29 protein-coding genes and 2 pseudogenes are annotated in these 25,171 nt (G+C 61.2%); 17 read left to right on the forward strand and 14 right to left on the reverse strand.

Translation table 11 applies throughout. The annotated features are described in order from the left end of the window. The first annotated feature begins 34 nt into the window (after positions 1-34). Together J3O30_RS17265 and J3O30_RS17270 are read left to right on the forward strand one after the other, a co-directional pair. Complete coding sequence (locus J3O30_RS17265) at positions 35-1,462, forward strand: mannose-1-phosphate guanylyltransferase/mannose-6-phosphate isomerase (RefSeq protein ID WP_207581469.1); 1,428 nt, start codon at positions 35-37, stop codon at positions 1,460-1,462. A gap of 133 nt (positions 1,463-1,595) precedes the next feature. Further along, positions 1,596-1,901 carry a hypothetical protein gene (locus J3O30_RS17270; RefSeq protein ID WP_164014133.1) on the forward strand — a complete coding sequence of 102 codons (306 nt, stop codon included), beginning with the start codon at positions 1,596-1,598 and terminating at the stop codon, positions 1,899-1,901. 15 nt (positions 1,902-1,916) lie between these two features. On the opposite strand, the gene J3O30_RS17275 is transcribed toward J3O30_RS17270, so the two are convergent. Beyond that, the gene (locus J3O30_RS17275) at positions 1,917-2,873 is read right to left on the reverse strand and encodes an endonuclease/exonuclease/phosphatase family protein (RefSeq protein ID WP_207581470.1); all 957 of its coding nucleotides are present in this window, start codon (positions 2,871-2,873) and stop codon (positions 1,917-1,919) included. A 280-nt stretch (positions 2,874-3,153) separates the two neighbouring features. Here J3O30_RS17275 and J3O30_RS17280 point away from each other — a divergent pair, with 280 nt between their 5' ends. Further along, positions 3,154-4,170: an NAD-dependent epimerase/dehydratase family protein gene (locus tag J3O30_RS17280; RefSeq protein ID WP_207581471.1), complete on the forward strand. Its 1,017-nt coding sequence runs from the start codon at positions 3,154-3,156 to the stop codon at positions 4,168-4,170. Positions 4,171-4,206: 36 nt separating this feature from the next. Here J3O30_RS17280 and J3O30_RS17285 read toward each other — a convergent pair whose 3' ends face one another. Further along, positions 4,207-4,521: a hypothetical protein gene (locus J3O30_RS17285; RefSeq protein WP_207581472.1), complete on the reverse strand. Its 315-nt coding sequence runs from the start codon at positions 4,519-4,521 to the stop codon at positions 4,207-4,209. Between the two features lie 228 nt (positions 4,522-4,749). Here J3O30_RS17285 and J3O30_RS17290 point away from each other — a divergent pair, with 228 nt between their 5' ends. From J3O30_RS17290 to J3O30_RS17320, 7 genes are all read left to right on the forward strand, one after another. After that, positions 4,750-4,986: a hypothetical protein gene (locus J3O30_RS17290; RefSeq protein WP_207581473.1), complete on the forward strand. Its 237-nt coding sequence runs from the start codon at positions 4,750-4,752 to the stop codon at positions 4,984-4,986. A 348-nt stretch (positions 4,987-5,334) separates the two neighbouring features. Beyond that, positions 5,335-6,039, forward strand: a complete 705-nt coding sequence (locus tag J3O30_RS17295; RefSeq protein WP_207581474.1) for a CerR family C-terminal domain-containing protein — start codon at positions 5,335-5,337, stop codon at positions 6,037-6,039. Beyond that, the gene (hlyD, locus tag J3O30_RS17300) at positions 6,036-7,043 is read left to right on the forward strand and encodes a secretion protein HlyD (RefSeq protein ID WP_207581475.1); all 1,008 of its coding nucleotides are present in this window, start codon (positions 6,036-6,038) and stop codon (positions 7,041-7,043) included. Before J3O30_RS17295 ends, hlyD begins: the two co-directional genes overlap by 4 nt. Beyond that, positions 7,040-8,782 carry an ATP-binding cassette domain-containing protein gene (locus J3O30_RS17305; protein ID WP_207581476.1) on the forward strand — a complete coding sequence of 581 codons (1,743 nt, stop codon included), beginning with the start codon at positions 7,040-7,042 and terminating at the stop codon, positions 8,780-8,782. The genes hlyD and J3O30_RS17305 overlap by 4 nt, the downstream gene beginning before the upstream one ends. Further along, on the forward strand, positions 8,779-9,921 hold the full coding sequence (locus J3O30_RS17310; protein WP_207581477.1) for an ABC transporter permease: 1,143 nt from the start codon (positions 8,779-8,781) through the stop codon (positions 9,919-9,921). Before J3O30_RS17305 ends, J3O30_RS17310 begins: the two co-directional genes overlap by 4 nt. After that, entirely contained in the window at positions 9,921-11,030 is a 1,110-nt protein-coding gene (locus J3O30_RS17315; RefSeq protein ID WP_207581478.1) for an ABC transporter permease, read from the forward strand. Before J3O30_RS17310 ends, J3O30_RS17315 begins: the two co-directional genes overlap by 1 nt. Positions 11,031-11,160: 130 nt before the next feature. Next, the gene (locus tag J3O30_RS17320; protein ID WP_003542187.1) at positions 11,161-11,556 is read left to right on the forward strand and encodes a DUF1236 domain-containing protein; all 396 of its coding nucleotides are present in this window, start codon (positions 11,161-11,163) and stop codon (positions 11,554-11,556) included. On the opposite strand, the gene J3O30_RS17325 is transcribed toward J3O30_RS17320, so the two are convergent. The 7 genes and pseudogenes from J3O30_RS17325 to J3O30_RS17355 form a co-directional block, all read right to left on the reverse strand. Continuing rightward, a complete protein-coding gene (locus J3O30_RS17325) occupies positions 11,546-11,779 on the reverse strand; it encodes a hypothetical protein (protein ID WP_246762685.1) in 234 nt (77 codons plus the stop codon). The genes J3O30_RS17320 and J3O30_RS17325 overlap by 11 nt on opposite strands. A 100-nt stretch (positions 11,780-11,879) precedes the next feature. After that, positions 11,880-13,408 (reverse strand): annotated as a pseudogene (locus J3O30_RS17330) (winged helix-turn-helix domain-containing tetratricopeptide repeat protein). A gap of 84 nt (positions 13,409-13,492) precedes the next feature. After that, on the reverse strand, positions 13,493-13,930 hold the full coding sequence (locus tag J3O30_RS17335; protein WP_207581480.1) for an EamA family transporter: 438 nt from the start codon (positions 13,928-13,930) through the stop codon (positions 13,493-13,495). 41 nt (positions 13,931-13,971) lie between these two features. Further along, a complete protein-coding gene (locus J3O30_RS17340; protein WP_207581481.1) occupies positions 13,972-15,015 on the reverse strand; it encodes a Gfo/Idh/MocA family oxidoreductase in 1,044 nt (347 codons plus the stop codon). Between the two features lie 9 nt (positions 15,016-15,024). Then, positions 15,025-15,810 carry a ThuA domain-containing protein gene (locus J3O30_RS17345; RefSeq protein WP_207581482.1) on the reverse strand — a complete coding sequence of 262 codons (786 nt, stop codon included), beginning with the start codon at positions 15,808-15,810 and terminating at the stop codon, positions 15,025-15,027. A gap of 192 nt (positions 15,811-16,002) precedes the next feature. Continuing rightward, positions 16,003-16,344, reverse strand: coding sequence for an SMR family transporter (locus J3O30_RS17350; RefSeq protein WP_207581483.1), 342 nt, complete (start codon positions 16,342-16,344; stop codon positions 16,003-16,005). Between the two features lie 18 nt (positions 16,345-16,362). Beyond that, positions 16,363-16,926: a TetR/AcrR family transcriptional regulator gene (locus J3O30_RS17355; protein WP_207581484.1), complete on the reverse strand. Its 564-nt coding sequence runs from the start codon at positions 16,924-16,926 to the stop codon at positions 16,363-16,365. A 167-nt stretch (positions 16,927-17,093) separates the two neighbouring features. Here J3O30_RS17355 and J3O30_RS17360 point away from each other — a divergent pair, with 167 nt between their 5' ends. After that, complete coding sequence (locus J3O30_RS17360; RefSeq protein ID WP_207581485.1) at positions 17,094-17,504, forward strand: group II truncated hemoglobin; 411 nt, start codon at positions 17,094-17,096, stop codon at positions 17,502-17,504. A 2-nt stretch (positions 17,505-17,506) separates the two neighbouring features. Continuing rightward, positions 17,507-17,878, forward strand: coding sequence for a DUF423 domain-containing protein (locus J3O30_RS17365; protein WP_207584359.1), 372 nt, complete (start codon positions 17,507-17,509; stop codon positions 17,876-17,878). 111 nt (positions 17,879-17,989) lie between these two features. Here the strand turns inward: J3O30_RS17365 and J3O30_RS17370 are convergent, their stop codons facing one another. The 5 genes and pseudogenes from J3O30_RS17370 to J3O30_RS17390 all read right to left on the reverse strand — a co-directional run bounded on the left by J3O30_RS17370 (position 17,990) and on the right by J3O30_RS17390 (position 20,893). Further along, entirely contained in the window at positions 17,990-18,304 is a 315-nt protein-coding gene (locus tag J3O30_RS17370) for an antibiotic biosynthesis monooxygenase (protein WP_207581486.1), read from the reverse strand. A gap of 9 nt (positions 18,305-18,313) precedes the next feature. Further along, positions 18,314-18,587, reverse strand: a pseudogene (locus J3O30_RS17375) (hypothetical protein). Continuing rightward, complete coding sequence (locus J3O30_RS17380) at positions 18,584-18,991, reverse strand: DUF2325 domain-containing protein (RefSeq protein WP_207581487.1); 408 nt, start codon at positions 18,989-18,991, stop codon at positions 18,584-18,586. Before J3O30_RS17380 ends, J3O30_RS17375 begins: the two are co-directional and overlap by 4 nt. 108 nt (positions 18,992-19,099) lie before the next feature. Then, complete coding sequence (locus J3O30_RS17385; RefSeq protein ID WP_207581488.1) at positions 19,100-20,416, reverse strand: TonB family protein; 1,317 nt, start codon at positions 20,414-20,416, stop codon at positions 19,100-19,102. A gap of 54 nt (positions 20,417-20,470) precedes the next feature. Further along, complete coding sequence (locus tag J3O30_RS17390) at positions 20,471-20,893, reverse strand: hypothetical protein (protein WP_207581489.1); 423 nt, start codon at positions 20,891-20,893, stop codon at positions 20,471-20,473. A 175-nt stretch (positions 20,894-21,068) separates the two neighbouring features. Here J3O30_RS17390 and J3O30_RS17395 point away from each other — a divergent pair, with 175 nt between their 5' ends. From J3O30_RS17395 to J3O30_RS17415, 5 genes are read left to right on the forward strand one after another with little or no spacing between them, the layout of a single operon-like run. Beyond that, complete coding sequence (locus J3O30_RS17395) at positions 21,069-21,251, forward strand: hemin uptake protein HemP (protein WP_207584360.1); 183 nt, start codon at positions 21,069-21,071, stop codon at positions 21,249-21,251. An 8-nt stretch (positions 21,252-21,259) separates the two neighbouring features. Then, a complete protein-coding gene (locus J3O30_RS17400; protein WP_207581490.1) occupies positions 21,260-22,309 on the forward strand; it encodes a ChuX/HutX family heme-like substrate-binding protein in 1,050 nt (349 codons plus the stop codon). A gap of 11 nt (positions 22,310-22,320) precedes the next feature. Beyond that, positions 22,321-23,250 carry a hemin ABC transporter substrate-binding protein gene (locus J3O30_RS17405; protein WP_207581491.1) on the forward strand — a complete coding sequence of 310 codons (930 nt, stop codon included), beginning with the start codon at positions 22,321-22,323 and terminating at the stop codon, positions 23,248-23,250. Positions 23,251-23,252: 2 nt separating this feature from the next. Continuing rightward, positions 23,253-24,365: an iron ABC transporter permease gene (locus tag J3O30_RS17410; protein WP_207581492.1), complete on the forward strand. Its 1,113-nt coding sequence runs from the start codon at positions 23,253-23,255 to the stop codon at positions 24,363-24,365. Positions 24,366-24,374: 9 nt separating this feature from the next. Further along, positions 24,375-25,169 (forward strand): heme ABC transporter ATP-binding protein, encoded by a 795-nt coding sequence (locus tag J3O30_RS17415; RefSeq protein ID WP_207581493.1) that lies wholly within the window; start codon positions 24,375-24,377, stop codon positions 25,167-25,169. The last annotated feature ends 2 nt before the right edge of the window (positions 25,170-25,171 follow it).

A 25,171-nucleotide genomic window follows, 5' to 3' on the forward strand; every position in this document is an offset into this window, starting at 1 on the left:
TGCCACGAACAAGATTTTTTCAAGGAACCCGCCTATGACGCAGAAAATCGTTCCCGTGATCATGGCCGGCGGCAAAGGCACGCGGCTCTGGCCGCTTTCCCGTGCCACCGCCCCGAAACAGTTCATCCAGTTCGTCGGCAACAAGACGCTGTTTCAGGAGACGCTCGAACGCGTTTCCAACCCGGAGCTCTATGAGGCTCCGATCGTCGTCACCAACGAGGAATTTCGCTTTCTGGTCGCCGAGCAGGCCCGTGCGCTGGCCGTCCCGCTCGCCGCGGTGCTGCTTGAACCAGTCGCCCGCAACACCGCCGCAGCGGTGGCCGCCGCCGCAACACTTGCCGCTGAGCTTTTCGGCAAGGGCACCATCATCCAGATGCTCGCCTCGGATCACGAAATCCTCGCCGACAACAGCTATTTCGATTGCATCCGCATCGCCCGCGATGCCGCAGCCGACGGCAAGCTCGTAACCTTCGGCATCAGCCCTACCGAGCCGGCGACCGGTTACGGCTATATCGAAATCGGCGATGCGCTCGAAAACGGCGCCCACAAGGTCAGCCGTTTTGTGGAAAAACCGACACTGGAAAAGGCCGAGCAGATGCTCGCCGACGGCGGCTTCTACTGGAACTCCGGCATCTTCATGTTCCCGGTTGCGGAACTTATTGCCGAACTGCAGGAATATGCCCCCGATGTGCTGAAGGCGGCAAGCAAGGCCGTTTCCAAGGCAAGCCGCGACCTCGACTTTACCCGTCTTGAGGCCGACCATTTTGCCAAGAGCCCCGATATCTCCATCGACTACGCGATCATGGAAAAAACCTCCAAGGCCGTGGTCGTCCCCTCGCCGTTCAAATGGTCGGACATGGGAAGCTGGGATGCTGTCTGGAAATCCGGCGTCCGCGACGACAACGGCAATGTCGCCGCCGCAAACACCACCGTCGTCAATACCCGCAACTCACTGGTCATGACCCATGGCGTGCATCTTGCCGTCCAGGGCATGGAGGATGTCGCCGTCATTGCCAGCGAGGACGCCGTCTATGTCGGACCACTCAAAGACAGCCAGAATGTCGGGCAATTGGTCAAGATGCTGGCCTCCTCTTCCGCGACGGCGAAATTCACCGAAACCCACCCGACCTCCTACCGGCCGTGGGGCGGCTACACCTCCATCTTCAATGGCGATCGCTTTCAGGTGAAGCGCATCTTTGTCACGCCGGGCAAGAAACTTTCGCTGCAAAAACACCATCATCGCTCCGAACACTGGGTCGTCGTCAAGGGAACCGCCGAGGTGACGGTCGGAGAGACCGTGCGGATGCTGCGCGAGAACGAGAGCGTCTATATTCCGCTTGGCGAAGTCCATCGCCTCGCCAACCCCGGCAAGATCCTTCTCGAACTGATCGAGGTGCAGACGGGCTCCTATCTCGGCGAGGACGACATTATCCGCATCGTCGACGAGTTCGGAAGAACGTAGCGTCGCAGCCAAACCGGTGGCGGCGTCCAAACAATTGGCCGCTTTTCCGGCACGACCGCCATCGCTGTTGAATTCGCTATCGGAATTCTCGTAGAATGGGCATACCGAAGACATGACTGGAGATATCTCCCTGATGCGCATCTTGCCCGCCCTCGCCGGATTTCTTTCAATCATGGTACCGGGAATGGCGTTTGCCGAAACCGCAAAGATGCGAACCGCAAGCGAGGCTGAAATTCGCGAACACCTGCCGGGCACGTCGGAACTGAAAGAAAGCAGCAACGGTTACGAATATCGCAAGGGCAACGCCAATGGCTATAAAATAACAAATGGCCAAGTCTGCGTCCGGTTTCCCAACAAGTCGACCGACTGCGTCAGCGTGAAGACCGACGGCGAGAAATTTCAGATGATCGACAAGAAAGGCGGCAGAACGAAATTTTGACTTTGCCCGGCAGGCTTATCTTGCCGGTGAGGTTTCGCCGCTTTTGTCGAGGACGAATTCGGCGATCAGGCCTGAATGGTTCGAGCCAAGACTGTCATCAAGACGTTTCAGCGATGTCAGATGAAGCGGCGCGCGCGCAAATATGTGATCGATGGCGATCCCGAGCAAGCCGGCGCCGACCGGCCATGTTTCCGGTTCCGGCACGATTGTTTTCAGCTTCTGGTCGCGCAGGAAACCCTGGATGCTCGGGGCGATCACCGAGGAGTTGAAATCACCCGACAGCACCAGAGGACCGTCGATCAATCCAAGCGTTTTGGCGAGATCTTCCAATTCAGCCATCTGGAAATCGTCGAAATAGGGTTTGGTGAGGTGCGCCGAAACCAGATTGATGGTTTCGCCGCCGAAGTCGACGCTCGATATAACCAGCCTGTTTTTCCGGAGACTGCCCATGCTTGCGACCTGTCGGCTGACGAACGGGCGTTTGGACAGCACCAGCGTATCGCACGTATCCTTCCCGCTTTCGCAACCGATGTGATAGGGATAGGCCTTGAACAATTGCTGCAGATGGAACGTCAGCGGCTTGGCTTCGAGCAAATTGACGACATCGGCATTCGAAGCGATCACCATATCGGTGATTGCAGTCGAGTTTTTCCAGTTGTCGATCGCGATATTGAACGACATCAGCCGAAAAAGTGGCGGCCTGTCCGTGCCTCCGTCGTCCTCAGAAAACTCGCGCAGCGTGATGACGCCGTGAAAGATGAGAAGAAGCGAGGCAAACAGAAGGACGAAGCCGTAGATCCGTCTCCTGACAGCCAGAATGATAAGGCTGGCGGCAACAAAGAGGACGCCGAAATGAACCTGAAAGCTGTAGAGGAAGGACAGCAGCCAGAAGTTCGTGACAAAGCGTAGAGACACGATCGCGATCGCAACGGTCAGAAACGCACAGAGAATCCAATAAATTATCTCTCTCATCGATCCTGACCTGCTTGCAGCCGACCGGCCGGCCATAACACGCAGGCCAACATGTTGCAATGCAGCATAACAGCCGATGGCCGCGGCTGACCTCAGATGATATCGACGACCTCTCCGTCATTCGGCGGGGCAGCCGGCGAATACGCCGACGACCGCAGCGAGGGCGGCCGCCGCCTTCTCTTTCAAAGAACTATCGACTCGGCCTCTTCTTATCCTGTAAGGGGTCACGTGATAGGGAATCGGCTTTTTGCCGTCGGCAGTGAGCCGAGAGAAGGTGGGAATGCGCTACTTCATTACCGGGACCGCCGGCTTTATCGGTTTTCATCTGGCCAGGCGTCTGCTGCAGGAAGGGCATGAAGTCACAGGCTTCGACGGCCTTACTCCCTATTACAATGTCAAGCTCAAGGAGATGCGTCATGCGGCACTCTCCCAATTTCCGACCTTCACACCCGTCATATCAATGCTCGAGGATCGGCCAGCTCTGGAAGCGGCTGTTCTGGCGGCCAAGCCCGACATCCTGATCCACCTCGCCGCACAGGCCGGCGTGCGCTATAGCCTTGAGAATCCTGAGGCCTATCTTCGTTCGAACGTCGAAGGCTCGTGGAACATCATGGAAATCGCGCGGCGCGTCGAAATTCGTCACCTGATGCTGGCCTCGACATCATCGATCTATGGCGCCAATGCGACCGTCCCCTTTCATGAGACCGATCGCGCCGACGAACCGCTGACCATTTATGCCGCGACGAAGAAATCGATGGAGTTGATGGCGCATAGTTATGCGCATCTGCACAAGATTCCGACCACGGCCTTTCGCTTCTTCACCGTTTATGGCCCGTGGGGTCGGCCCGACATGGCCCTGTTCAAATTCACCAAGAACATGCTCGAAGACCAGCCGATCGAGATCTATGGCGAAGGCAACATGAGCCGTGATTTCACCTATATCGACGATCTCATTGAAGCGATCGCCAGGCTGTCGGCAATCGCCCCTGGCGAGGAAAACCGTCTCGACAACGTGGCTGTCGAAACGCTTTCGCGCCAGGCGCCCTTTCGGGTCGTCAATATTGGCGGCGGCCAGCCGGTCAGCCTGATGGATTTCGTCGAAACGGTCGAGAAAGCGCTCGGCCGTCCTGCCATGCGCAAGATGCTGGCGATGCAGAAGGGTGACGTGCCGCGCACCTTCGCAGCCCCCGATCTGCTCGTCGCGCTGACAGGTTACAAGCCGGATACGACGTTGGAAGTCGGCGTCAAGGCCTTCGTCGAGTGGTATCTCGACGTCCGCGGCGAACTCGACGCCTAACCTATTTGCCGGACTGTTTCCGGTCGGTCCAGAATGTCAGCGGAGAAACGTCACCGCGTGCACGGCATTGACCGCCTTCGAGAACACATAGTCGACGACCACGGTCAGGCTCTGCGAATAGGCCTTGAGCTGGTAGTTCTCACCCTCGACTTCAGCCGGGCTGCGCAGGACGAAAGGAACCGCCGGGCGCACGAAACCGGCCCGTGTCGTCAAAGGAATTTCGGGCGAATGGCCGATGGCGGAGGTGTACATCAGGTCGCGGGCAAGGCTGGCGGGACCGATGGCGAGCGCCGGCCCGGCAGCGCCGGTGATGGTCAGAGTCAAAGCCATGGCGGCGAGAATTTTGTGCATGTCGAAGTCCCCGTTTGCGGATCGGCGGGCTTCGCTTCGCCCGTCTCCAAACGATCGACGCGTCTGTCCACGCTTCGGTCGCTTTCATGAGACCACTCTACACATCAGTATTTGCAGGGCTTTTAAGCAGGTCAGTCAAATTTTACGAAATTTGATTTTCTTTGGAAGGCCTCAGCACTCACCAGGAAAATAGGTTCGCCGACCCGCAGGGCTGGGAAAGCGACGTCGGTGCAATATACCAATGATTTGAACGCTGATCGCAATCTAAAGAACGCGATCCAGCCTCTTGTTGATATGCAGGTTCGGCATCAACCCCGCACTTTGCGCAGCATGATAGGATTCACGCGCCGCATCGAACGAGATCGACCACATGATGGCGCTCAAGAGGAGCGCAATAATATAAATTTGGATACGCATCTCATCGGCGATACTGAAAGAGCAAGGCAGATTTGTGTCAGAAAATGATCGTAGAAATAGTAAAAAACGCCGGCCTTTTTTGTCCCGCAATGAGTGGCGCCAGACACATTAGTGTCGCGAAAATTAGCGATAGCGCATCGCTACCTGTTAGCAGCCAACCCCCAGGCTTGGTTTCTCTTTCCCACCCTGAGAACCCTGAGAGGTCCGTTCGCCACGGGCCTCTTTGCCTTTTCCTGCCGATGTTTCCCGCGGGTAACTGAATCACCTGATGCGCAGAGCTGACATCAATCTCGGCTAAACGCCTGTTCATGCCAGCGATAGATCTCGGGTCGAATTCCTTCTTCAGGAATATATCAATCGATTGACTTATTATCCGTTCGGAGTTATAAAACCATCATGAACCAGGAACGCGACGCCCGAACCCCGCCAGCATCCGCCCGCGCCGAGATCGCGCGTCAGAAGATGCTTTCCGCCGCCCTCGACGTCTTTGGCCGCTACGGCTTCGACGGCGCCTCGACACGTCAGCTGACCGAGGCCGCCGGCGTCAACCTGCAGGCGATCCCCTATTATTTCGGCAGCAAGGAAGGTCTTTACATCGCCACGGCCGAGTATCTGATGGCCCGCATCGATACGCATGTCGGTGACATGAGGGCGCGCATCGGCACATATCTCATGACGCTCGATGCCGCTGGCGAACCGCTCGGAGAAACCGAGGCTCGTCGCTTCCTGACAGACATTCTCCAGACCATGGTGACGCTTTTCGTCGGCAAGGAATCCGAATCCTGGGCGCGCTTCCTGATCCGCGAGCAGATGGAGCCAACCGAAGCCTTCGCAAGGGTTTATCAGGGCATCATGCGGCCGATGATCGAGATGGGCCGGCGGCTGATCGGCGTCATCCTGCGTGAAGATCCCGCCTCGGAACATGTGCGCCTGCGCACCTTCACCCTTCTCGGCAGCATCCTCGTCTTTCGCGTCACCCATGCCGCCGTGCTTGCCCAGATGGAATGGGACGCCGTCGGCCCGGAACAGGTGGAAATCTTGCGCGGCCTCGCCGCTGAACTGGTCGATGTGCTCGGCCCGTCCAAGGCAGGTGCGGCATGAAACGCATCCTCGCCCTCCTTCTCCTCGTTGCGGCGGGTGCCGCCGCCTGGTGGTACGGCCTGCCCGAAAAGCTCGGCTGGCTGCCCGAGGCCCACCGCGAATTTGTCCTTTACGGCAATGTCGATATCCGCCAGGTCTCGCTCGGCTTCCGTGTCAGCGGCCGCCTTTCTGAACTTCACGTCGACGAGGGCGATGTCGTCAAGAGCGGAACGGTTCTGGCCGAACTCGATGCCGCACCCTATGAATTCGCCGTCCGCTCCGGCGAAGCCACCGCCGCAGCTCTTCGCGCAACGCTCGACAAGCTGAAGGCCGGCCCGCGCCCGACAGAGATCGCCCAGGCGCGCGCCGCCTATGATGAAAGCCTGGCGGATCTCGAAAATGCCAACCTCGCCTATGACCGCGCCCGCCAGCTTCGCCCGCAGGGCACGATTTCCGAGGCGAGCCTTGACCAGGCGACCGCCGCAAGGGCCATGGCCGCCGCCCGCTCCGATTCCGCCAGCGAGGCGCTGAAGCTGCTGCAGGAAGGCTCGCGCGTCGAGGATATCGCCGCCGCCGACGCGCAGGTGAAGGCTGCCGAGGCGAGCCTTGCCTCGGCCCGCACCTCGCTTGCAGATACCGAGCTTCGCGCCCCGAACGACGGCGTCATCCTCTCACGTGTGCGGGAAAATGGTGCGATCGTCTCGCCGGCGGATACCGTCTTCGTATTGTCCCTGACCGAGCCCGTCTGGGTGCGCAGCTATGTCGCCGAACCCGATCTCGGCCGCCTCCACCCCGGCATGAAGGTTTCCGTCGCCTCCGATACGGCGCCCGACAAACCCTATGAAGGCACGATCGGCTTTATCTCGCCGGTCGCCGAATTCACCCCGAAATCGGTGGAGACGCCGGAACTCAGGACCGATCTCGTCTATCGCCTGAGGATCGTCATCGACCAGCCCGGCCCGGATCTGCGCCAGGGCATGCCGGTCACCGTGCGGCTTCCGCCGCCTGCGGCGGGTGGACAATGACCGCCGAACCCGGCCGGGACGACAAGCCGCTCGTCCGGATCGACGGCGTCACTAAGCGCTTCGGCGATGCGCCCCCTGCTCTCGACGCCGTCTCCGGCGCGATCGGCGGCGGTGCGATCACCGGCCTCGTCGGTCCCGACGGCGCCGGCAAGACGACACTGATCCGGCTGATGACCGGCCTGATGCTGCCCGATACCGGAACGGTGGAAGTTCTCGGCTTCGACACGAGCAAGAATGCCGCCGGCATCCAGGCGGCCATCGGCTACATGCCCCAGCGTTTCGGCCTCTATGAGGACCTGTCGGTGCAGGAAAACCTCGATCTCTATGCCGATCTGCGCGGCCTGCCGAAGAGCGAACGCGCCGGTGCCTTCGACGAGCTGCTGACCTTCACCGATCTCAAGCGCTTCACCGGCAGGCTTGCCGGCAAACTCTCCGGCGGCATGAAGCAGAAGCTCGGCCTTGCCTGCGCACTTCTCAAAAAACCGCGCCTGCTGTTGCTCGACGAGCCGGGCGTCGGCGTCGACCCGATCTCGCGTCGCGACCTCTGGAAGATGGTCGAGAACCTGACCAAGGAAGGCATCGGCGTGCTCTGGTCGACCGCCTATCTGGATGAGGCTGAGGCCTGCGACCACGTGCTGCTGTTGAACCAGGGAAAGCTGCTGTTTTCGGGAAAACCGGCTGAGATGACCGGCCGCGTCAGCGATCGGGTCTTCCGCGTCTCGGGCATATCGGGGCGCCGCCGGCAAGTGCTTGCCGGGCTTCTGCAGGCAGATGGCGTCATCGACGGCGTGATCCAGGGCGAGGCGATCCGCCTCGTCGCCGCCAAGGATAAGAAACCGGATATCGGATCGGCCGGCGATGGCGCAACGCTCGCCCCTGCCCCGCCCCGCTTCGAGGATGCCTTCGTCGACATGCTTGGCGGCGGTCCCGGCGGCCGCTCCAGGTTGGCGGAAGCGCAGGAGCCGCTGAAGGCTGAAGGCGACCGGCCGGTGATCGAGGCCAGGGGCCTGACCAAGCGTTTCGGCGATTTCACCGCTGCCGACGATATCAGCTTCGATATCCGCCGCGGTGAGATCTTCGGCCTGCTCGGCCCGAACGGCGCCGGCAAGTCCACCACCTTCAAGATGCTCTGCGGCCTGCTGAAGCCGAGCGGCGGCGAAGGCCGGGTCGCCGGTTTCGATCTTCGCCGCGATGCTGCCGAAGCCCGTAACCAACTTGGTTACATGGCGCAGAAATTCTCGCTCTACGGTGATCTCACCGTCATCCAGAACCTCGAATTCTTCGCGGGCGTCTATGGCCTTCGCGGCCAGCACAAGCGCGAGCGCATCGAACTGATGGTCGGCATCTTCGATTTCGGCCGCCACGCCTGCGAGCCCGCCAAGGACCTGCCGCTCGGGCTGAAGCAGCGCCTGGCGCTTGCCTGCGCCGTCATGCACGAGCCGCGCGCCCTTTTCCTCGACGAGCCGACCTCCGGCGTCGATCCGATCACCCGGCGCGAATTCTGGACGCATATCAACGCGCTTGTGGAAAAAGGCGTCACCGTGCTCGTCACTACTCACTTCATGGACGAGGCGGAATATTGCGACCGCATCTCGCTGATCTATCGCGGCCGCTCGATCGCACTCGGCTCGCCCGATGAGTTGAAGGCCCGCGTCGCAACCAAAGATCTGCCCGACCCGACGATGGAGGACGCCTTCATCGCCTTGGTGCAGCAATCGGAAGCGGAGGATGCCGCATGAGCGCCTCCCCCCGCGAACCCGAACTTGGCCGGCTGCGGCGTCTTTCAGCCCTGGTGCGCAAGGAAAGCTACCAGGCGATCCGCGATCCGAGCAGCATTCTCATTGCCTTCGTGCTGCCGCTGATCCTGCTCTTACTCTTCGGCTACGGCGTTTCGCTCGATACCACCCGCACCCGCATCGGCCTCGTGACCGAGGAGATGACGCCGCTGACACAGGATCTGTCGGCAAGTTTCCAGGCCTCGCGTTATTTCGAAGTCGCCGTCGGCCGCGACCGGCGCCTGTTCGAGGAAGATCTCGTGCTCGGCAAGGTGCGTGGCATCGTCGTCATCCCAGCCGATTTCACCACGGACTATATCGCCGGCAACCGTCCGGATATTCAGGTGATCGTCGATGGCTCTGATCCGAACACGGCCAATTTCGTGCAGAATTATGCCCAGGGCGCCGTCGCCAATTGGGAACGGCAGAGGCAGGCGGATGTCGCCACTTCCAATCCGGCCATCTCGGTCGAACAGCGCTTCTGGTTCAATCCGGAACTGACCAGCCGCAATTTCCTCGTGCCCGGTTCGATCGCCATCGTCATGACCCTGGTCGGCACGCTTCTGACCTCGCTCGTCGTCGCCCGCGAATGGGAGCGAGGCACCATGGAGGCGATGATGGCGACGCCGGTAACGGCGGTTGAATTGCTCATCGGCAAAATCCTGCCCTATTTCGTGCTCGGCCTCACCTCGATGACGCTCTGCGTGCTGTTTGCGGTCTTTCTCTTCGGCGTGCCGTTCCGCGGATCGGTCGCAGCGCTTTACGCCTTGTCGGCCGCTTTCCTGATCCCGGCGCTTGGCCAGGGTCTGTTGATCTCGACGGCAACGAAGAACCAGTTCCTCGCCTCGCAGCTGGCGCTGATCTCCGCCTTCCTGCCGGCCTTCCTGCTGTCGGGCTTCCTGTTCGAGATCAATTCCATGCCTGCCGTCATCCAATGGATCACCTTCATCGTGCCGGCGCGCTACCTGATCCCCAGCCTGCAGACGGTGTTCCTAGCCGGCGACATCTGGCCGATGTTCCTGCAGGCGATCGGCGTGATGCTGACGATCGGCGCCGTCATGTTCGTGCTTGCGGCGCGCAGTACCCGAAAGAGGATCGGCTGATGTGGACAAGGCTCTACGCCCTCATCGTCAAGGAACTGCTTGCCGTCCTGCGCGACCCCAAGGGCCGCGCCATCCTGATCGGCCCGCCGATCGTCCAGCTTCTCGTCTTTTCCTATGCCGCGACGCTCGAAGTGCGCAATGTGGACGTCATGATCCTCAACCGCGACAGCGGCCATTGGGGCCAGGAACTGATCGAACGCATCGATGGCTCGCCAACCTTCCGCCGGATCGAGATGGCGGGAAGCCAGGCGGATATCAGGGTGGCGATCGACAACCAGACGGCGATCGCGGCGATCGAGATCGGCCCGGATTTTTCGCGCAATATCGAGGCGGGAATACCGGCCGACCTGCAGATGGTGCTCGACGGCCGCCGCTCCAACGCCTCGCAGATCGTCGCCGGCTATCTCCAGCAGATCGGCGCGACACTTGCCGCCGAGACGCCAGCCGGCAGACGCGCCGGCACAGGTATCGTCTCGACAGTGCCGCGCAATTGGTTCAACCCGAACCTCACCTACCAATGGTTCATGGTGCCGAACCTGATCGCCAGCATCGCGCTCCTGATCGGCCTGATCGTCACGGCTTTGTCGATCGCCCGCGAGCGCGAGCTCGGCACCTTCGATCAGTTGATGGTCTCGCCGCTGCGCATGCACGAAATCCTGATCGGCAAGCTGATCCCGCCGATGATGATCGGCCTCTTCCACATCACCGTCTATATCCTGGCCGCAGTCTTTCTTTTCGACGTGCCGCTGCGCGGCTCGCTCTTCCTGCTTTACGGCAGCGCGATCTTCTACCTCGGTTCGGTCGCCGGTCTCGGCCTCTTCATCTCGGCGCTGTCGATGACCCAGCAGCAAGCGATCCTTGGCGCCTTCCTGTTCATGGTCCCGGCCATGCTGCTCTCCGGCTTCGCGACGCCGATCGAGAACATGCCGGCATGGCTGCAGCCGGTGACCTTGATCAATCCGCTGCGCTATTTCCTGGTGATCGTCAAAGGTGTTTTCCTGAAGGATATTCCGCTGAGCGAGGTGGTGAACCAGACGATCCCGCTGGCGCTGATCGCCGCCGTCACGCTCAGCGCCGCCGCATGGCTCTTCCGCCGGCGGCTGGAATAATGCATCGCGACAAACGCTTCGGCCGCCTCACAGAATGTGAACCGACCTTCCAAAGCGTGACTCTCTCCTGCCGGAACCTCGGATTGGCGCGGTCGTTACTCAAACGCAACCCCAGCAAAGGAGAAGCAAAATGTACAAGATTCTACTTGTCTCCAGCGCCCTTGCGCTGTCGTCACTTGCAACCAATGCGCTCGCTGATGGCGCCGTGACCGGTGCAGCCGGCGGCGCCATCACCGGCGCGATCGTCGGTGGCCCCGTGGGTGCCGCTATTGGCGGCGTAGCCGGTGGTGTCGCCGGCGCCGTTGTCGATCCGCCGCCGCGCGAGGTAGTCACCTACGTCCAGCAGCAGCCGGCCCCGACCGCCTCCGTGGTCGTCCAGGAACCAATCGTCGTCGGCAAGCCGCTTCCGGCCGATGTCGTCGTCACACCGGTGCCGGACAACCCGAAATACGCCTATACGGTCATCAACAATCAACATGTGATCGTCGAACCCCGCACCCACCGCGTGGTGCAGGTCATAGAATAAACCACCGAAAAATCAGATCGCCGTGCCGCCTGCTGCGGCTCGGCAACTCCGGCCCCGCTTCGGCGGGGTCTTTTTTCGTGTGTTTGCGCCATCTGCCGATCAGCGCGAACAGGGCAACGAGCCGTCGCGGCGGGGCGAACCCTTGCGGCAGCGCCTCTATCCGGATCCGGTCGCCGTAAAGCCTGCCCTGTTTAAGGGATAGAATATACATGTTGGAAAGCATGGGACGATCCTCCATCGATTGATGGGATCAGCATCGCCGAAGCGACGGGGCCGGGTCCTTAATGCTCCGGATAAAAGCTGCTAAAACTTCCAAATGCCTCTCAGCGCGGCCGCATCCCGGCGCGCGCCAGCCCTTCCAGAACCGGCGCAAAACGCTGGGGATTCTTGGCCGGCTGACCCGCCAGAATGCCTTCCAGTGTCACATCAGGTGCAATCGCCTCCAGCGCGCGCAGCAACTGCCGCGCCTTCTCAATATTGCCGAGATGCGCGTGTGCGGCGATTAGCATCCAGTAGGTCGGGTCGAAATGGGCATTGAGCGCCAGCGATCGTGACGCAAACGAAAGCGCTGCCTCGTAATTGCCGCGGAAGATCTCGGCCATCGCGATGCCTGTCAGCGAAAAACGCGCATCCGGATCGCGCGGCCCCAGCCTCACGGCGCGGTGCAGACGCTCGAGCGCCCATCGATATCGCCGCAGTGCAGGGCCGCAATGCCGGAACAGGCGGCAACGCGAAGATCGTTGGGATTGGCAGCGGCGGCGGCCTCCAGCACGGCCATGCCGCCGTCATAATCCTTGCCCGTCTGCAGCAGCGCCATGCCGCAATGGACCATCACCCGGGGATCGCCGGCGGAATGCTGAAGGCCGCGGCGTGCAAGCCTGAGGCATCCGCCTTGTCGTCCCCTCCGAGCGGCGGCCAGCCCATGGTCGTACGATGTTCGAGCGCCCAGGCGGCAAGTGACAGGATCAACGCATTTTCCGGCTCCATGGCAAGGGCCTCGCGCAGCAGCGCATAGGCGACGGCGTTGTTTTCGATCGACTCGTCGGTTATCGCCGCAAGCGCGCGCAGATAGAGATCATAAACCGCCGGACTGTTCGGCCGGTCGCGGCGCGATCTCCGGATTTCGGCAATTTCGATTGCCGGTTCGACAATCGAAGCGACGTGTTCGGTAATATGGTCCTGGAAGGCGAAGATGCCGCTGATGCCGTCCTCGAATTGATCGGCCCAAGATTGGTCGCCGTCACGCCATCGACCAATTGCACGTTGATACGCACCTGCCCGCCTTCCCGCCGGATGCTGCCTTCGAGCACGTAGCGGACCCCAATTCCCTGGCCACCTCTCGCACATCGATGCTGCGCCCCTTGTAGACGAAGGCGGAATATCGCGAGACGACCGAAAAGGAGCGGAAGCGGGCAAGGGCCGTGATGATCTCCGTCACCACGCCATCGGCAAAATAATCCTGGTCGGCATCACCACCGAGATTGGCGAAGGGAAGAACCGCGAGAGAAGGCGGCTGCGGCGCCACCGACGCCACCCCGGCATCGTCCTGGCGCGGCAGGCGATAACCGACCCTCGGAACGGTGACGATCCACTCCGTGCCGTCAGGCTTCGGGCCGAGAAGCTTCCTGAGCGTGGCAATCTGAACGGTGAGGTTGCCTTCCTCCACGGCAGGCCCCGGCCAAGCCCGCTCCATCAGATCCGCTTTGGTGACGACGCGACCCTCGACCTCCAGCAGCATGCCGAGCAGCGCTGTCGGTCGTGGTCCTATCGCCACGGACTTGCCTTCCCGCCACAGGCTTCCTGTTACGGGATCGCAAAGGAACGGACCAAAGGAGAGCGTTGAATTGCCCATGAGGAAGCATAACGCGAAAATATCGCAAACTGAAAGCGGCTCGACGCGCGACGAATTTATGATCGTAAGGCTCGATCCGCGGCTTCATGCCCGGTAAGCGACGAGCACGGCTCCTCCAGCAATCATCACGACGCCAAGCCAGTTTGGCAGCGTCAGGCGTTCGCCCAGGAACAGCACGGCAAAGACGGCCACGAAGACGACGGATAGCTTGTCGATCGGCGCGACGCGGGCGGCATCACCGAGCTTCAGAGCGCGGAAATAGCAAATCCAGGATGCGCCGGTGGCAAGACCCGAGAGCCCCAGGAAGAGCCAGCTCCTGCTCGACACCGAAGACGGTTCCTGCCAGTTGCCGGTGACATAGACCATCATCCCCGCCGCCAGCAGGATGACGATGGTGCGAATGAAGGTCGCGAAGTCGGAATTGACGTTCTCGACGCCGACTTTGGCGAAAATCGCCGTGAGCGCTGCGAAGCCGGCGGAAAAAAGCGCCCAAAGCGGCCAGCTTGTGAGAAGGCTTTTCATGCGGCGTTCCTTGTCCCGTTACTCCTCGATCTCAAGGACGATCACACCTTCAACTCGCGCCGTTCGCGCTCGGTCACCATTGCAAGGTCGAGCACTTTCTGCAGGTTGGCGGCGTGGCGGAAGTTCGGGTCCGGCTGGACGCCGGTTGCCACGGCCTCGGCAAAACGCTCGTAGTTGGTCGCCACCGGTTCAACTTCGATCTGCGTCCAGGTGGCCGTTTCGACACCTTCGCCGAGGCAGCCATGCAACTCGGAACCGCCGGGACGATGGATGACCTCAAGGCTGCCCCTCTCGCCATAAATGCGCAGCTTCAACTCGTTCAGATGCCCTGTCGCCCAGCGGCTGGCATGGACGACGCCGAGCGCGCCGTTGGCGAAATCGACAGACATGGTGAAGCTGTCATTGGCATCGAGCAGATATTCGCCGATCTGGCCGCCCGGCGCCTTGTTGAAGGTCTTCAGCCGCGCAAAGACGTGGTCGATGTCGGTCGCCGCGCCATAGGCGGCAAAATCAAGGATATGGATGCCGACGTCGCCGAGCACGCCGTTCGAGCCGTGGCCAGTGGAAAGCCGCCACAGCCAGGTCGATTCCGTGCGCCAGTCGCCCCAGGCACGCGAGACGAGCCAGCTCTGGAGATAGGAGGCTTCCACGTGCCTGATCGTGCCGAGCTCGCCGGCGAGCACCATCTCGCGGGCGCGCTGCAACGGCGCGACATTGCGGTAGGTCAGGTTCACCATGTTGATGACGCCGGCCTTTTCCGCCGCCTCCGTCATCTCCAGCGCCTTCGCATAGTTCTCCGCCAGCGGCTTTTCGCAGAACACATGCTTGCCCGCGGCGATCAACGCCATCGTCGTCGGGTGATGGATCCGGTCGGGCGTGACGTTCGTCGCCGCATCGAATTCACCCCAGGCGATCGCCTCCTCCAGTGAAAGAAACCGCTTTTCGATGTTGAACTTGTCGGCGAAGGCCGAAAGCCGCTCGGGATCGGTGTCGACGGCGCCGACCACCGTCACGCCGTCGATGAGGGGGAAGCGGGCGAGCTGGTTTTTCGCCATCACCCCCGTGCCAAGAACGAGTAGTCGCATGGATGCTCCTCAGCGGTAACCGGCTTCGCCGGCCTGGTGCAGTCTCGGGCCGCGTTCGACGATCGGCTCCAGTGCCTTTTCTACCGGCACATTTGGTGCGTCGGTAATACCAGTCAACGATCCCTCAGGGTTATAGGCCCACTTCACGCCGTTGATCAGCACCTTCTGGATATTGACGTCGTGATAGGTCGGATAGGTCTCGTGGCCGGGGCGAAAATAGAAGATGTTGCCGGCGCCGCGCCGCCAGGTCAGGCCCGAGCGGAATACTTCGCCACCCTGGAACCAGGAGATGAACACCGTTTCGAGCGGCTCCGGAACCGAAAACTGCTCGCCGTACATTTCTTCGTTCTCGAGCTCGAAATGCTCGCCGATGCCCGCTGCGATCGGATGGCGCTGGTTGATCGTCCATAGACGCTCGCGCTCGCCCGCTTCGCGCCACTTCAGCGCGCAGGGCGTGCCCATCAGCCGCTTGAAGATCTTGGAGAAATGGCCGGAATGCAGCACGATGAGGCCCATACCCTCCCAGACACGCCTGGCCACCCGCTCGACGACGACGTCGGAGACCGCGCCGTGATCCTTATGGCCCCACCAGGTCAACACATCGGTTTCGGCAAGGCGGGCCTCGTTGAGGCCGTGTTCCGGCTCCTGCAGCGTTGCCGTAGTTGCCGAGATACCGGGATCCCTATTCAGCGCGTTGGCGATCGTCGTGTGCATGCCTTCGGGATAGATCCCACGAACGATTTCGTTGGTAGTCTCGTGGATATTCTCTCCCCAGACGACGGTGCGAATGGCCATGATGTGCTCCTGTAGAAACTGGAAGTATCGGTAGGCGGGAAAGGCAGGATTCAAAGCGCTTTGGAAAACAGCGCTGGCTGCGCCTCGTCTCCTCCACGTCTAAGCAACACATAGACCTTTGTCAGGAATTTGACAAAGGGGAAAATTTACCGGCAGAAGGCGGAAATTCTACTCGGCAATATCGCAGCAATATCAATGCGAAACGGATTTCGAGAACAGGTTGACGACGACGACGCCCGATATGATCAGCCCGAGCCCGAGGATTGCCGGCAGGTCGAGCCGCTGCTTGAAGAAGACCAGACCGACCGAGGAAATCAGCACGATTCCCAAAGCGCTCCAAATTGCATAAGCAATGCCGACAGGGATGCTTTTCAGCGTCAGCGACAGGCAATAGAAGGCGGCCGCATAACAGGCGACGACAAGCGCCGTCGGCCCGATGCGGGTGAACTGCTGCGACAGCTGCAGCGCGGTCGTGCCGATGACCTCGAGCACGATGGCGGCAAACAACAGCCCGTAGACGGCGGCCTGGCTCATGGCGAATTCCTTTTCGGATTACTTCCCGGTCAGTTCGACAAGGCGATTAATGAGATCCCGCCTCAGAACGCCGTCGATATCATGGCTTTCCAACGTATCTGAGAACCACAACCCGTCGGCGGCAAAACGCACGACCTGGGCGTCGAGGGAGGAGTCGGTGCCGATATATTCCTCGGCCCGCGCCCGCACCCATTGGCGCCATCGAAGGCGTAACCGGGGTTCGGCAAGAAGCGCGATCGTCACCTGCGTCCAACCCCTGGAATCGTCCGGACGATCCTTGATACCGGATACCGCACTGAGATAGGCGCGGGTGAAGCGTCCCTGCGGCAGCGGATCGCCGCGCATCAGCTCCTCTATATCCGCGTCGAACTTTTCGAGCAGGCTCTCGAACAGTGCATCAAGAAGCGCATTTTTCGTCGGGAAGTGATGCAGCAGCCCACCCTTGCTGACGCTGGAGGCGGCGGACACCGCATCGAGCGTGACCGCGGCCATGCCTGCGCTGGCAGCAAGGCGCGCCGCAACATCCAGCAACTGTTGGCGCACGAGGATAGGCTGCTTTTTGCGATGATGAGCGTTCGACATGCGAGCAAAAGATACCGTCTGGACGGTTTTGTCAAGATGAATTGGCTGAAACTCCTGCCCGCCTGGCAATATGCGCGAATTGCCGCGTCGCTATGATGACAGTTGCGATCGTTTGCCGCCCGGTGCATGAAGGACCGGGGCAATGGATGGGCATCGGGGATGGTTTCGTGACGGAGAAGGTCACCACTCTATATGAGGCGATCGGCGGCGATCCTGTCGTGCGGGCTCTGACGCAGCGTTTCTACGAACTGATGGACAGGCTGCCGGAGGCAAGCAACGTGCGCGCCGTGCATCCGCCGAGCCTTACCGGCAGCGAAGAGAAATTCTACGAATATATGAGCGGTTATCTCGGCGGCCCGCCGCTCTATACCGACAAACGCGGCCATCCGCGCCTGCGCAGCCGCCATTTCGTCACCGAGATCGGCCCCGTCGAGCGTGACGAGTGGCTGCTCTGTTTCCGCCGTGCCCTCGACCAGACGATATCAAGCCAGGCGCTGCGCGATCTCATCTGGGGGCCGGTGGAAAGGCTCGCCTATCACATGCAGAACAAGGCCCCTGACATACAGGAAAAGGAATGACCATGAGCTTGAATGCGCGCCTGGAGCCGGTGCTCTATCTTTTTGCCGGTCTGTTCGGCGTAGCCGGCGTGGCGCTCGCCGCCCTTGCCGCCCATGGCGGCGGCGAAGCCAACCTTGCGGCATCTGCATCCGCCATGTGCCTCGCACACGCCCCTACCCTGCTGGCATTGGCTCTCGGCACCGCCAAGCTCAAAACCGCCTGGCTGGCCGGTTTTCTGATGATCATCGGAACCCTGCTCTTTGCAGGCGATCTCGTCACTCTGCGTTTCACCGGCTCTAGCCTCTTCCCCTATGCCGCCCCGACCGGCGGCTGGGCGATGATGCTTGGCTGGCTGGCCGTTGCCGCCGGCGCCGTTTTCCGGGTACGACCTTGAGGGCTTTGCAAACTGGCTTCGATTCATCGGCCTATCGAAAGGGTTGATGGGAGGTCTCACCTCCCCTCCCTCATTCCTGTGCTTGTCACAGGAATGAGGGTGAGTACGCAGTTAGACGCCGTCGACCACGTTGAAGCCTTCGAAAGCAGGCGGCCCCTTGTATATGGCCTTGCGGTCGCCGGCATTGCGGTGCGCCGCTCGAAAATTCTCGGACTTGGTCCAGTTCTGAAAATCCGCTTCGCTGTTCCAGACCGTGTGCGAGGAATAGAGCGTGTAGCCCTCCTCTTCGTTGGCCTTCCCGCGCAGCAGGCGGAATTCGACGAAACCGGGCACTTCGGCCAGGCTGGAATCGCGATTGCGCCAGACCGTCTCGAAATCACCTTCGTTCCCGGTTGCAACCTTGAAGCGGTTCATTGCGATATACATGGGATCTCCTTAGGCCTTCCTCTTGCCGGCCCTTGCCGCATAGGAGGGAAAAGCGAGAACATTATTGCCGTTTGCTGCCGCCGGGCCAAGCGGTCTCGTCGTCGCTTCTCCGGGCATGCGCGCTTCCCAAGCCGGGAACAGCATCACATTCCGGTTAGATCTGCTGACGATCGGCATGCTGCCGGAAAAGTTCGTAGAGCTCGGGCACGAGGCCCTCGCCTGTCTGCGCGCCAAGCTTGTGCAGGCCGATCATGGTGAAGCCGTCGGGACGCTGGTCGTTCATCGGGAATTGTCTCGTTCGTTCATCGTATGCAGCGCACGTTCCAGGCTGGACTTGCTGCCGTTGCGAAGCGGGATGAAGGCCTTACCGAATTTCTTGCAGCCGGTCTTCACGCGCAGGCAGGCATCGTGGCTGATACAGTCGATCGGGCAGAACACGCAGTCGACCGAGGGCAGCACGGTATCGATGCGGGAAACCGCTTCGCGCAGGCCGCCGTCATGATGAAGGAGCTCGGCACCGAAATTGCTGGCGATCTGGCGAAGATGCGCCACCTGGCAGTCACGCCCGCCGACATAGAGAAAGCTGCGGCCATCCAGTTTGGATCGTCCGGCTGATAGCTGGCTGGCGTCCTCGGCCGCGCTGGCGCGGGCCTCCCGGTTCGAACCCTTCTTACCCTTGCGAGCCATATGCCACCCGTTCGCTCGTTGATCGTCACACGATTCCTGCGTGTGCGGGTGGACCTTATTAAACTTGATTTTTAGAGTAAAGTATAAAGTTGATAATTTTTATCATATTTACCGCGGAGTGACCTGAACCGGGAAGGTGTAGCTACGCGAGGATGCCGCCACGTCATCCGGCATAGCCGGAAGATTGCATGAAGTCACCCTGGCAAGAGCGGCGCTGTCAACCTCGGGGAGGCTTGAGCCACGAACAATGCCCGATGCAGTGACATCGCCGTCGCGACTAACCGTGATGCGAACAGTCAAGGTTGCGTGAGCCGTGCGATACCGCGACTCGATCCGGTCGACGCAACGGAACAATTGCGCAACAAGCTTACCTTTGTAATTGGCTTCCAACGCACCGCCGGCTCCATTCCTCCCACCCGACGTGCGCGAATTATCATTCGAATTGGCGTCTGCCTGCCCTTCGACCGCCCCCCTGCGTGCCTCCTGTTTGGCATCTCCCTCCGAACCTTGCGCCTTTTTCGGCGGCTGTTTTCTTTCCGCCGGCTTCTTTTCCGCGGGCTTTTCCCGCTTCGGCTTCAGCTGTGGCGTAACCGTCTCTTCCGGCGACTCAGGTTCAGGAGAAATCGCGGCCGTCTCGACAGGTTTGATGTCTTCCAGCTCGGGCTGTACCGCGGCTGTGACGGGTGGCTCCGCGGATGTTGTGGGCATCTTCGGAGATTGTTCCGGCACCATTGTCGACATTGGCTGCGCAACTGCAGTTTCAGCAGGGGGTTCCGATACGAGCACTTCTGGTTCCGCAGTGGTCACGGTCTCCGCCGACTGGCGCGTAACCTCCTGCATCGGCTGAAAGATCTCGACCGGCTCCGCGTCAGTCGGCTGAATGGCTTCCGGCTGTACTTCCGCTGTCTCGACTGGTTTGACCGTGTCGGGTTCAACCGCTTCTGGAATGACTTCTTCCTGTATAGTCACCTCGGTCTCGCCGGCTGCGCTCCGATCGGCGTCGGAACTCCCGAGCATGACGACGCTGATCGCTTCGCCTGCCTCCATCAGCGTGTCATCCGAGGGCTTGGGCATAACCATAAGCAACGTGACGGCCAACGCGGCATGAAAAAAGAACGAACCGACGCAAGTCAAAGCCAGCCGTCGCCGCACCGGTTTCTTCTCGCCTTCCTGCTTTTCCACCGCCGCATCCATCGCCGGCGCTGCGGCACGCGCAGTTGATGCGGCTTCCGGATGATCGGGAAAGGAGGATATCTGCGCGAAACGCGCATAGTGGACCACCGCCTCGCCGGCCGGCTGCCGCGGCGCGTTGCGCAGGTCGGAAAGCTCATGGCCGGGATGCATGTAATTGTCGTTGAGACTGCCGTCAGCGTCCGGCTCCCCGATGAGCACCTGTCTCGATCTGGACTTCGCTGAAATCGCCATTGTTATGCCTCGGACAGCCTGAAACATGTCCGCCGGGGTCAGCCCCCGGCGTATTTAGCCCTCGAAGGGAATGGAAATCTGCGAGCGGGTGATGAGACCCTTCATGCATTCGCCCGCCGCCGGCCCGTCGCAGACCGGCGTGTCGTTGATGAGGATCCGGGTCACGCTTTCGCATTTGACATTCGGCATGTCGAACTGGCGCACGCGTTTCTTGCCCTGCGGCAGATCGCGGAAATCGAGCACGGTGATGCGGTCGACGGCATTCTTGTCGTTGAAGAAGGCAAGCTCGAAAGAGATCTTGTTGATCGGCGCCTGAAGATTGTTCTCGGCAACGAAGGTCATCATGCAGCCCTTTTGCGACGGCGCCAGAGCGTTGAGTTCGACATCGAGCTTGGCGGTTGCCGCATCCTGCGCCTGGCATATGCTTGAGACCGCCATCACCACGCCGGCCGCAACAGCCGCAAACCTAACCGTCATTATCTTCTCCGCTTCTGTCGCGAACCGCCGCCAGGCAGCCTCAAATCAGCAATCTCAAAAACTTGACTGCAATAGTCTCCTATTGCGTCTTTAAAAAACTATGAGTAAGAAAGTCAAGTTAATTGTCATCACAACCGGGGACCCCAATCCCGGCCCCACGGAATTGCCAACCGAAATGATGGTCGAAAAGCCAAATAACTTTAAGCACGTGCCGCTGCCGAGCGCGCCTGCGGCGCAGCACCGGATCGTCGAAAGCGCGGATCTTTTCCGCGGCACGAACGAAATCATGATCAGACACGACGGTTTGACCTATCGCCTGAAGATCACCCGGCAGGGCAAGCTCATTCTCAATAAATAGGGTAAGATATGACCGAGCAGACAAGACCGGCGCCAGCCGAAATCCGTGCGTTTCGCGCCCAAAATCCGAAGATGCGCGAGCGCGAGATCGCTGCCCAGCTGAAGATTTCCGAGGCAGCTCTCGTCGCCGCCGAAACTGGCATCAGCGTGACCCGCATCGATGGCAGCGCGCTGATGCTCCTCGAACGCGTGGCCGGCCTCGGCGAAGTGATGGCGCTGTCGCGCAACGAAAGTGCCGTGCACGAAAAAATCGGCATCTTCGAAAACATCAAAAGCGGCGTGCAGGCCGCAATCGTTCTCGGCGAGAATATCGACCTGCGCATCTTCCCGAGCCGCTGGGAATACGGTTTCGCCGTATCCAAGAAGGATGGCGACCAGGTGCGCCTCAGCCTGCAATATTTCGATAAGGCGGGCTGCGCCGTGCACAAGCTGCACCTGCGTCCGAATTCGAATGTCGAGGCTTATCACGCGATGGTCGCCGAGTTGAAACTCGAAGACCAGTCTCAGGACTTCGTCGAGGCCGAGACCTCGAATACCGTCGATGAAACCGCCTACGTCAGCCGAGACGAATTGCGCGACAGTTGGAACAAGCTCACCGATACCCATGAGTTCTTCGGCATGCTGAAACGCCTGAAGATCGGCCGCCAGGCGGCCATCCGCAGCGTCGGCGACGATTATGCCTGGAAGCTGGACAACACCGCGACTTCGGAGATGATGCATGCCTCGGTGAAATCCGGCCTGCCGATCATGTGCTTCGTCGCCAATAACGGCATCGTCCAGATCCATTCCGGCCCGATCTTCAACGTCCAGGCCATGGGTCCGTGGATCAATATCATGGACCCTACCTTCCATCTGCATCTGCGCCAGGATCACATCGCCGAGACCTGGGCCGTGCGCAAGCCGACCAAGGATGGGCATGTCACCTCGCTGGAGGCTTACAATGCCGATGGCGAGATGATCATCCAGTTCTTCGGCAAGCGGCAGGAAGGCTCCGACGAACGCGCCGAATGGCGCGCAATCATCGAAAATCTGCCGCGGGCAGCAAGTGTTGCCGCATAAGGATCGCTGTGATGACGATGCGTAACAATCTGCGCCGGATTCGCCCCTGGCAACTCGCCCTGACGGCGACCGTCATGGCACTGCCGCTGATCCCGTCGGCACCGGCGGTCAAAGGCTTCGCCTTCGTCCGCGCCGCCCATGCCGAAGAAAACAAGCTCGACACCTCGCGCCTGATTTCGGTCGGCGGTGATATCACCGAGATCGTCTATGCGCTCGGCGAGGAAAACCGGCTGATCGCCCGCGACACGACAAGCATCTACCCCGAGGCGGCGCTGAAGCTGCCCAATGTCGGTTACATGCGGGCGCTCTCGCCGGAAGGTATCCTCGCCATGAACCCGACGGCGATCATCGCCGTCGAGGGTTCCGGCCCGAAGGAGGCGCTGGCTGTGCTGAAGAGTGCCAGCGTGCCCTTCGAAACCGTGCCGAGCCCCTTTACCCGCGATGGCATCATCGCCAAGATCGACCGGGTGGGCTTGCTGCTTGGCGTGCCTGACAAGGCGAAGGCGCTTGAAGAAAAGGTTGCGACCGATCTCGACGCGGCGATCGCCGATGCCGAAAAGCGTCCGGAGGCGGAGCGCAAGCGCGTTCTCTTCATCCTCAGCGCCCAGAACGGCCGGATCATGGCATCGGGCACCGGCACGGCGGCCGATGGCATCGTCAAGCTCGCCGGTGCCATCAACGCCGTCGGCGCATTCCCGGGCTACAAACCGCTGACGGACGAGGCGATCATCGAGGCCAAGCCCGACATCATCCTGATGATGAACCGCGGCGATGGCGCCGGCACCAAGAACGAGGACCTGCTGGCCCGGCCGGCGATCGCGCTGACGCCGGCTGGCGAGAAGAAGGCGATCATCCGCATGGACGGCATCTACCTGCTCGGCTTCGGCCCGCGCACCGCCGCCGCCGCGCGTGAGCTCAACATGGCGATCTACGGGGGCTGATCATGGTCCTGCCGCAAGCCATGATGGAACGAAGGCGACCATTCCCGATGGCGGAGATCAGCGCAAACCGGCGGGCGGGCGACAGAACGCGGCTCGCTTTGCTGGTCATCGCGCTGCTCGTCATCGGCTCGGTCTTCTCGATGCTGTTTTCGGTGACGACGGGCGCCTCGGATGTCTCGATCCTCGACGTTATCAGCAACATGGCCGGTTCCGAGACGGCGCTCAGCACGCGTGGCCGGATCATCATCTTCGATATCCGCCTGCCGAGGGCGATCCTCGGCTTCCTGATCGGCGCCTCGCTGGCCGTTTCCGGCACGGTGATGCAGGGCCTGTTCCGCAATCCGCTGGCCGATCCCGGCCTCGTCGGCGTCTCCTCCGGTGCAAGCCTCGGTGCGGTCACCGTCATCGTGCTCGGCGGTGGCCTTGCCGCTCCACTCCAGGCGCTTCTCGGCATCTATGCCCTGCCGGCGGCCGCCTTTGGCGGCGGTCTCGTCACGACGCTGCTGCTCTACAGGATCGCCACCCGCCACGGTCAGACCTCGGTGGCGACGATGCTGCTTGCCGGCATCGCTCTCGGCGCGCTCACCCTGGCGATGACAGGACTGCTGATCTACATGGCCAACGACCAGCAGCTGCGCGACCTGACATTCTGGAGCATGGGCTCGCTTGCCGGCGCCACATGGATGAAGATCGCCGCCGCCGGCCCGATCATCCTGTTGTCCTTCACGGCCCTGCCCTTCATGGCTCGCGGCCTCAATGCCATGACGCTCGGCGAGGCCGCCGCCTTCCATATGGGTGTGCCGGTCCAGCGGCTGAAGACTATCGCGATCGTCGGCGTCGCCGCGGCGACCGGCGCGTCCGTCGCCGTCAGCGGCGGCATCGGTTTCGTCGGCATCGTCGTGCCGCATATCCTGCGCATGGCAATCGGCCCGGACCATCGTTTCCTGCTGCCGGCTGCAGCCCTTCTCGGCGGCTCACTGCTGATCTTCGCCGACGTCCTGGCGCGCACCCTTGTCGCCCCGGCCGAACTGCCGATCGGCATTATCACCGCGGCCGTCGGCGGGCCTTTCTTCCTGTGGATCCTGCTGAGGCAGCGTTCACGCCTTGCCCTTTGAGTGACTGAGATGATCGAAGTTTCCGGCGTCTCGGTGCGCCTTTCCGGCAAGGCCATCATCAGCGACGTCGCCTTCACGGCAAAGGCCGGCGAGCTGACGGCGATTGCCGGGCCGAACGGCTCCGGCAAGACGACGACGATGAAGGCAATCTCCGGTGAACTTGCCTATGGCGGCTCGGTGCGCATCGGCGGCAACGAGGTCAAAGGACTGTCACCCTGGCAGCTTGCCGCCGTTCGTGGCGTGCTCCCGCAGGCAAGCACGATCTCCTTTCCCTTCACCGTGCGAGAGATCGTCCGCATGGGCCTGACATCAGGCATCAACCTCAATCCCGACAAGGCCGACCAGACGGCCGCCGCCGCACTTTCCTCCGTCGACTTGACCGGCTTCGAAGGCCGTTTCTATCAGGAACTCTCCGGCGGCGAGCAGCAGCGCGTGCAGCTTGCCCGCGTGCTCTGCCAGATCGCCGAGCCTGTCGTCGACGGCAAACCCTGCTGGCTGCTGCTCGACGAGCCGGTCTCAAGCCTCGACATCAGCCACCAGCTGGCGATCATGACGCTTGCCCGCAATTTCTGCGAACGCGGCGGCGGCGTCATCGCCGTCATGCATGATCTCAACCTGACGGCGCTCTTTGCCGACCGCATCGTGCTGATGAAATCCGGCCGCCTCGCCGCCGCCGGCAGCGTCAGTGACGTGTTGACGGACGAAACAATGCTGTCGGTGTTCGGCTGCGCGCTGCGGATCAACCAGGTGCCGGCCGACGGCACGCCCTTCGTGCTTGCCCACAGCGCCGTATCCCGTCCTTAGAC

The sequence above is a fragment of the Rhizobium sp. NZLR1 genome (assembly GCF_017357385.1).
GTDB lineage: Bacteria > Pseudomonadota > Alphaproteobacteria > Rhizobiales > Rhizobiaceae > Rhizobium.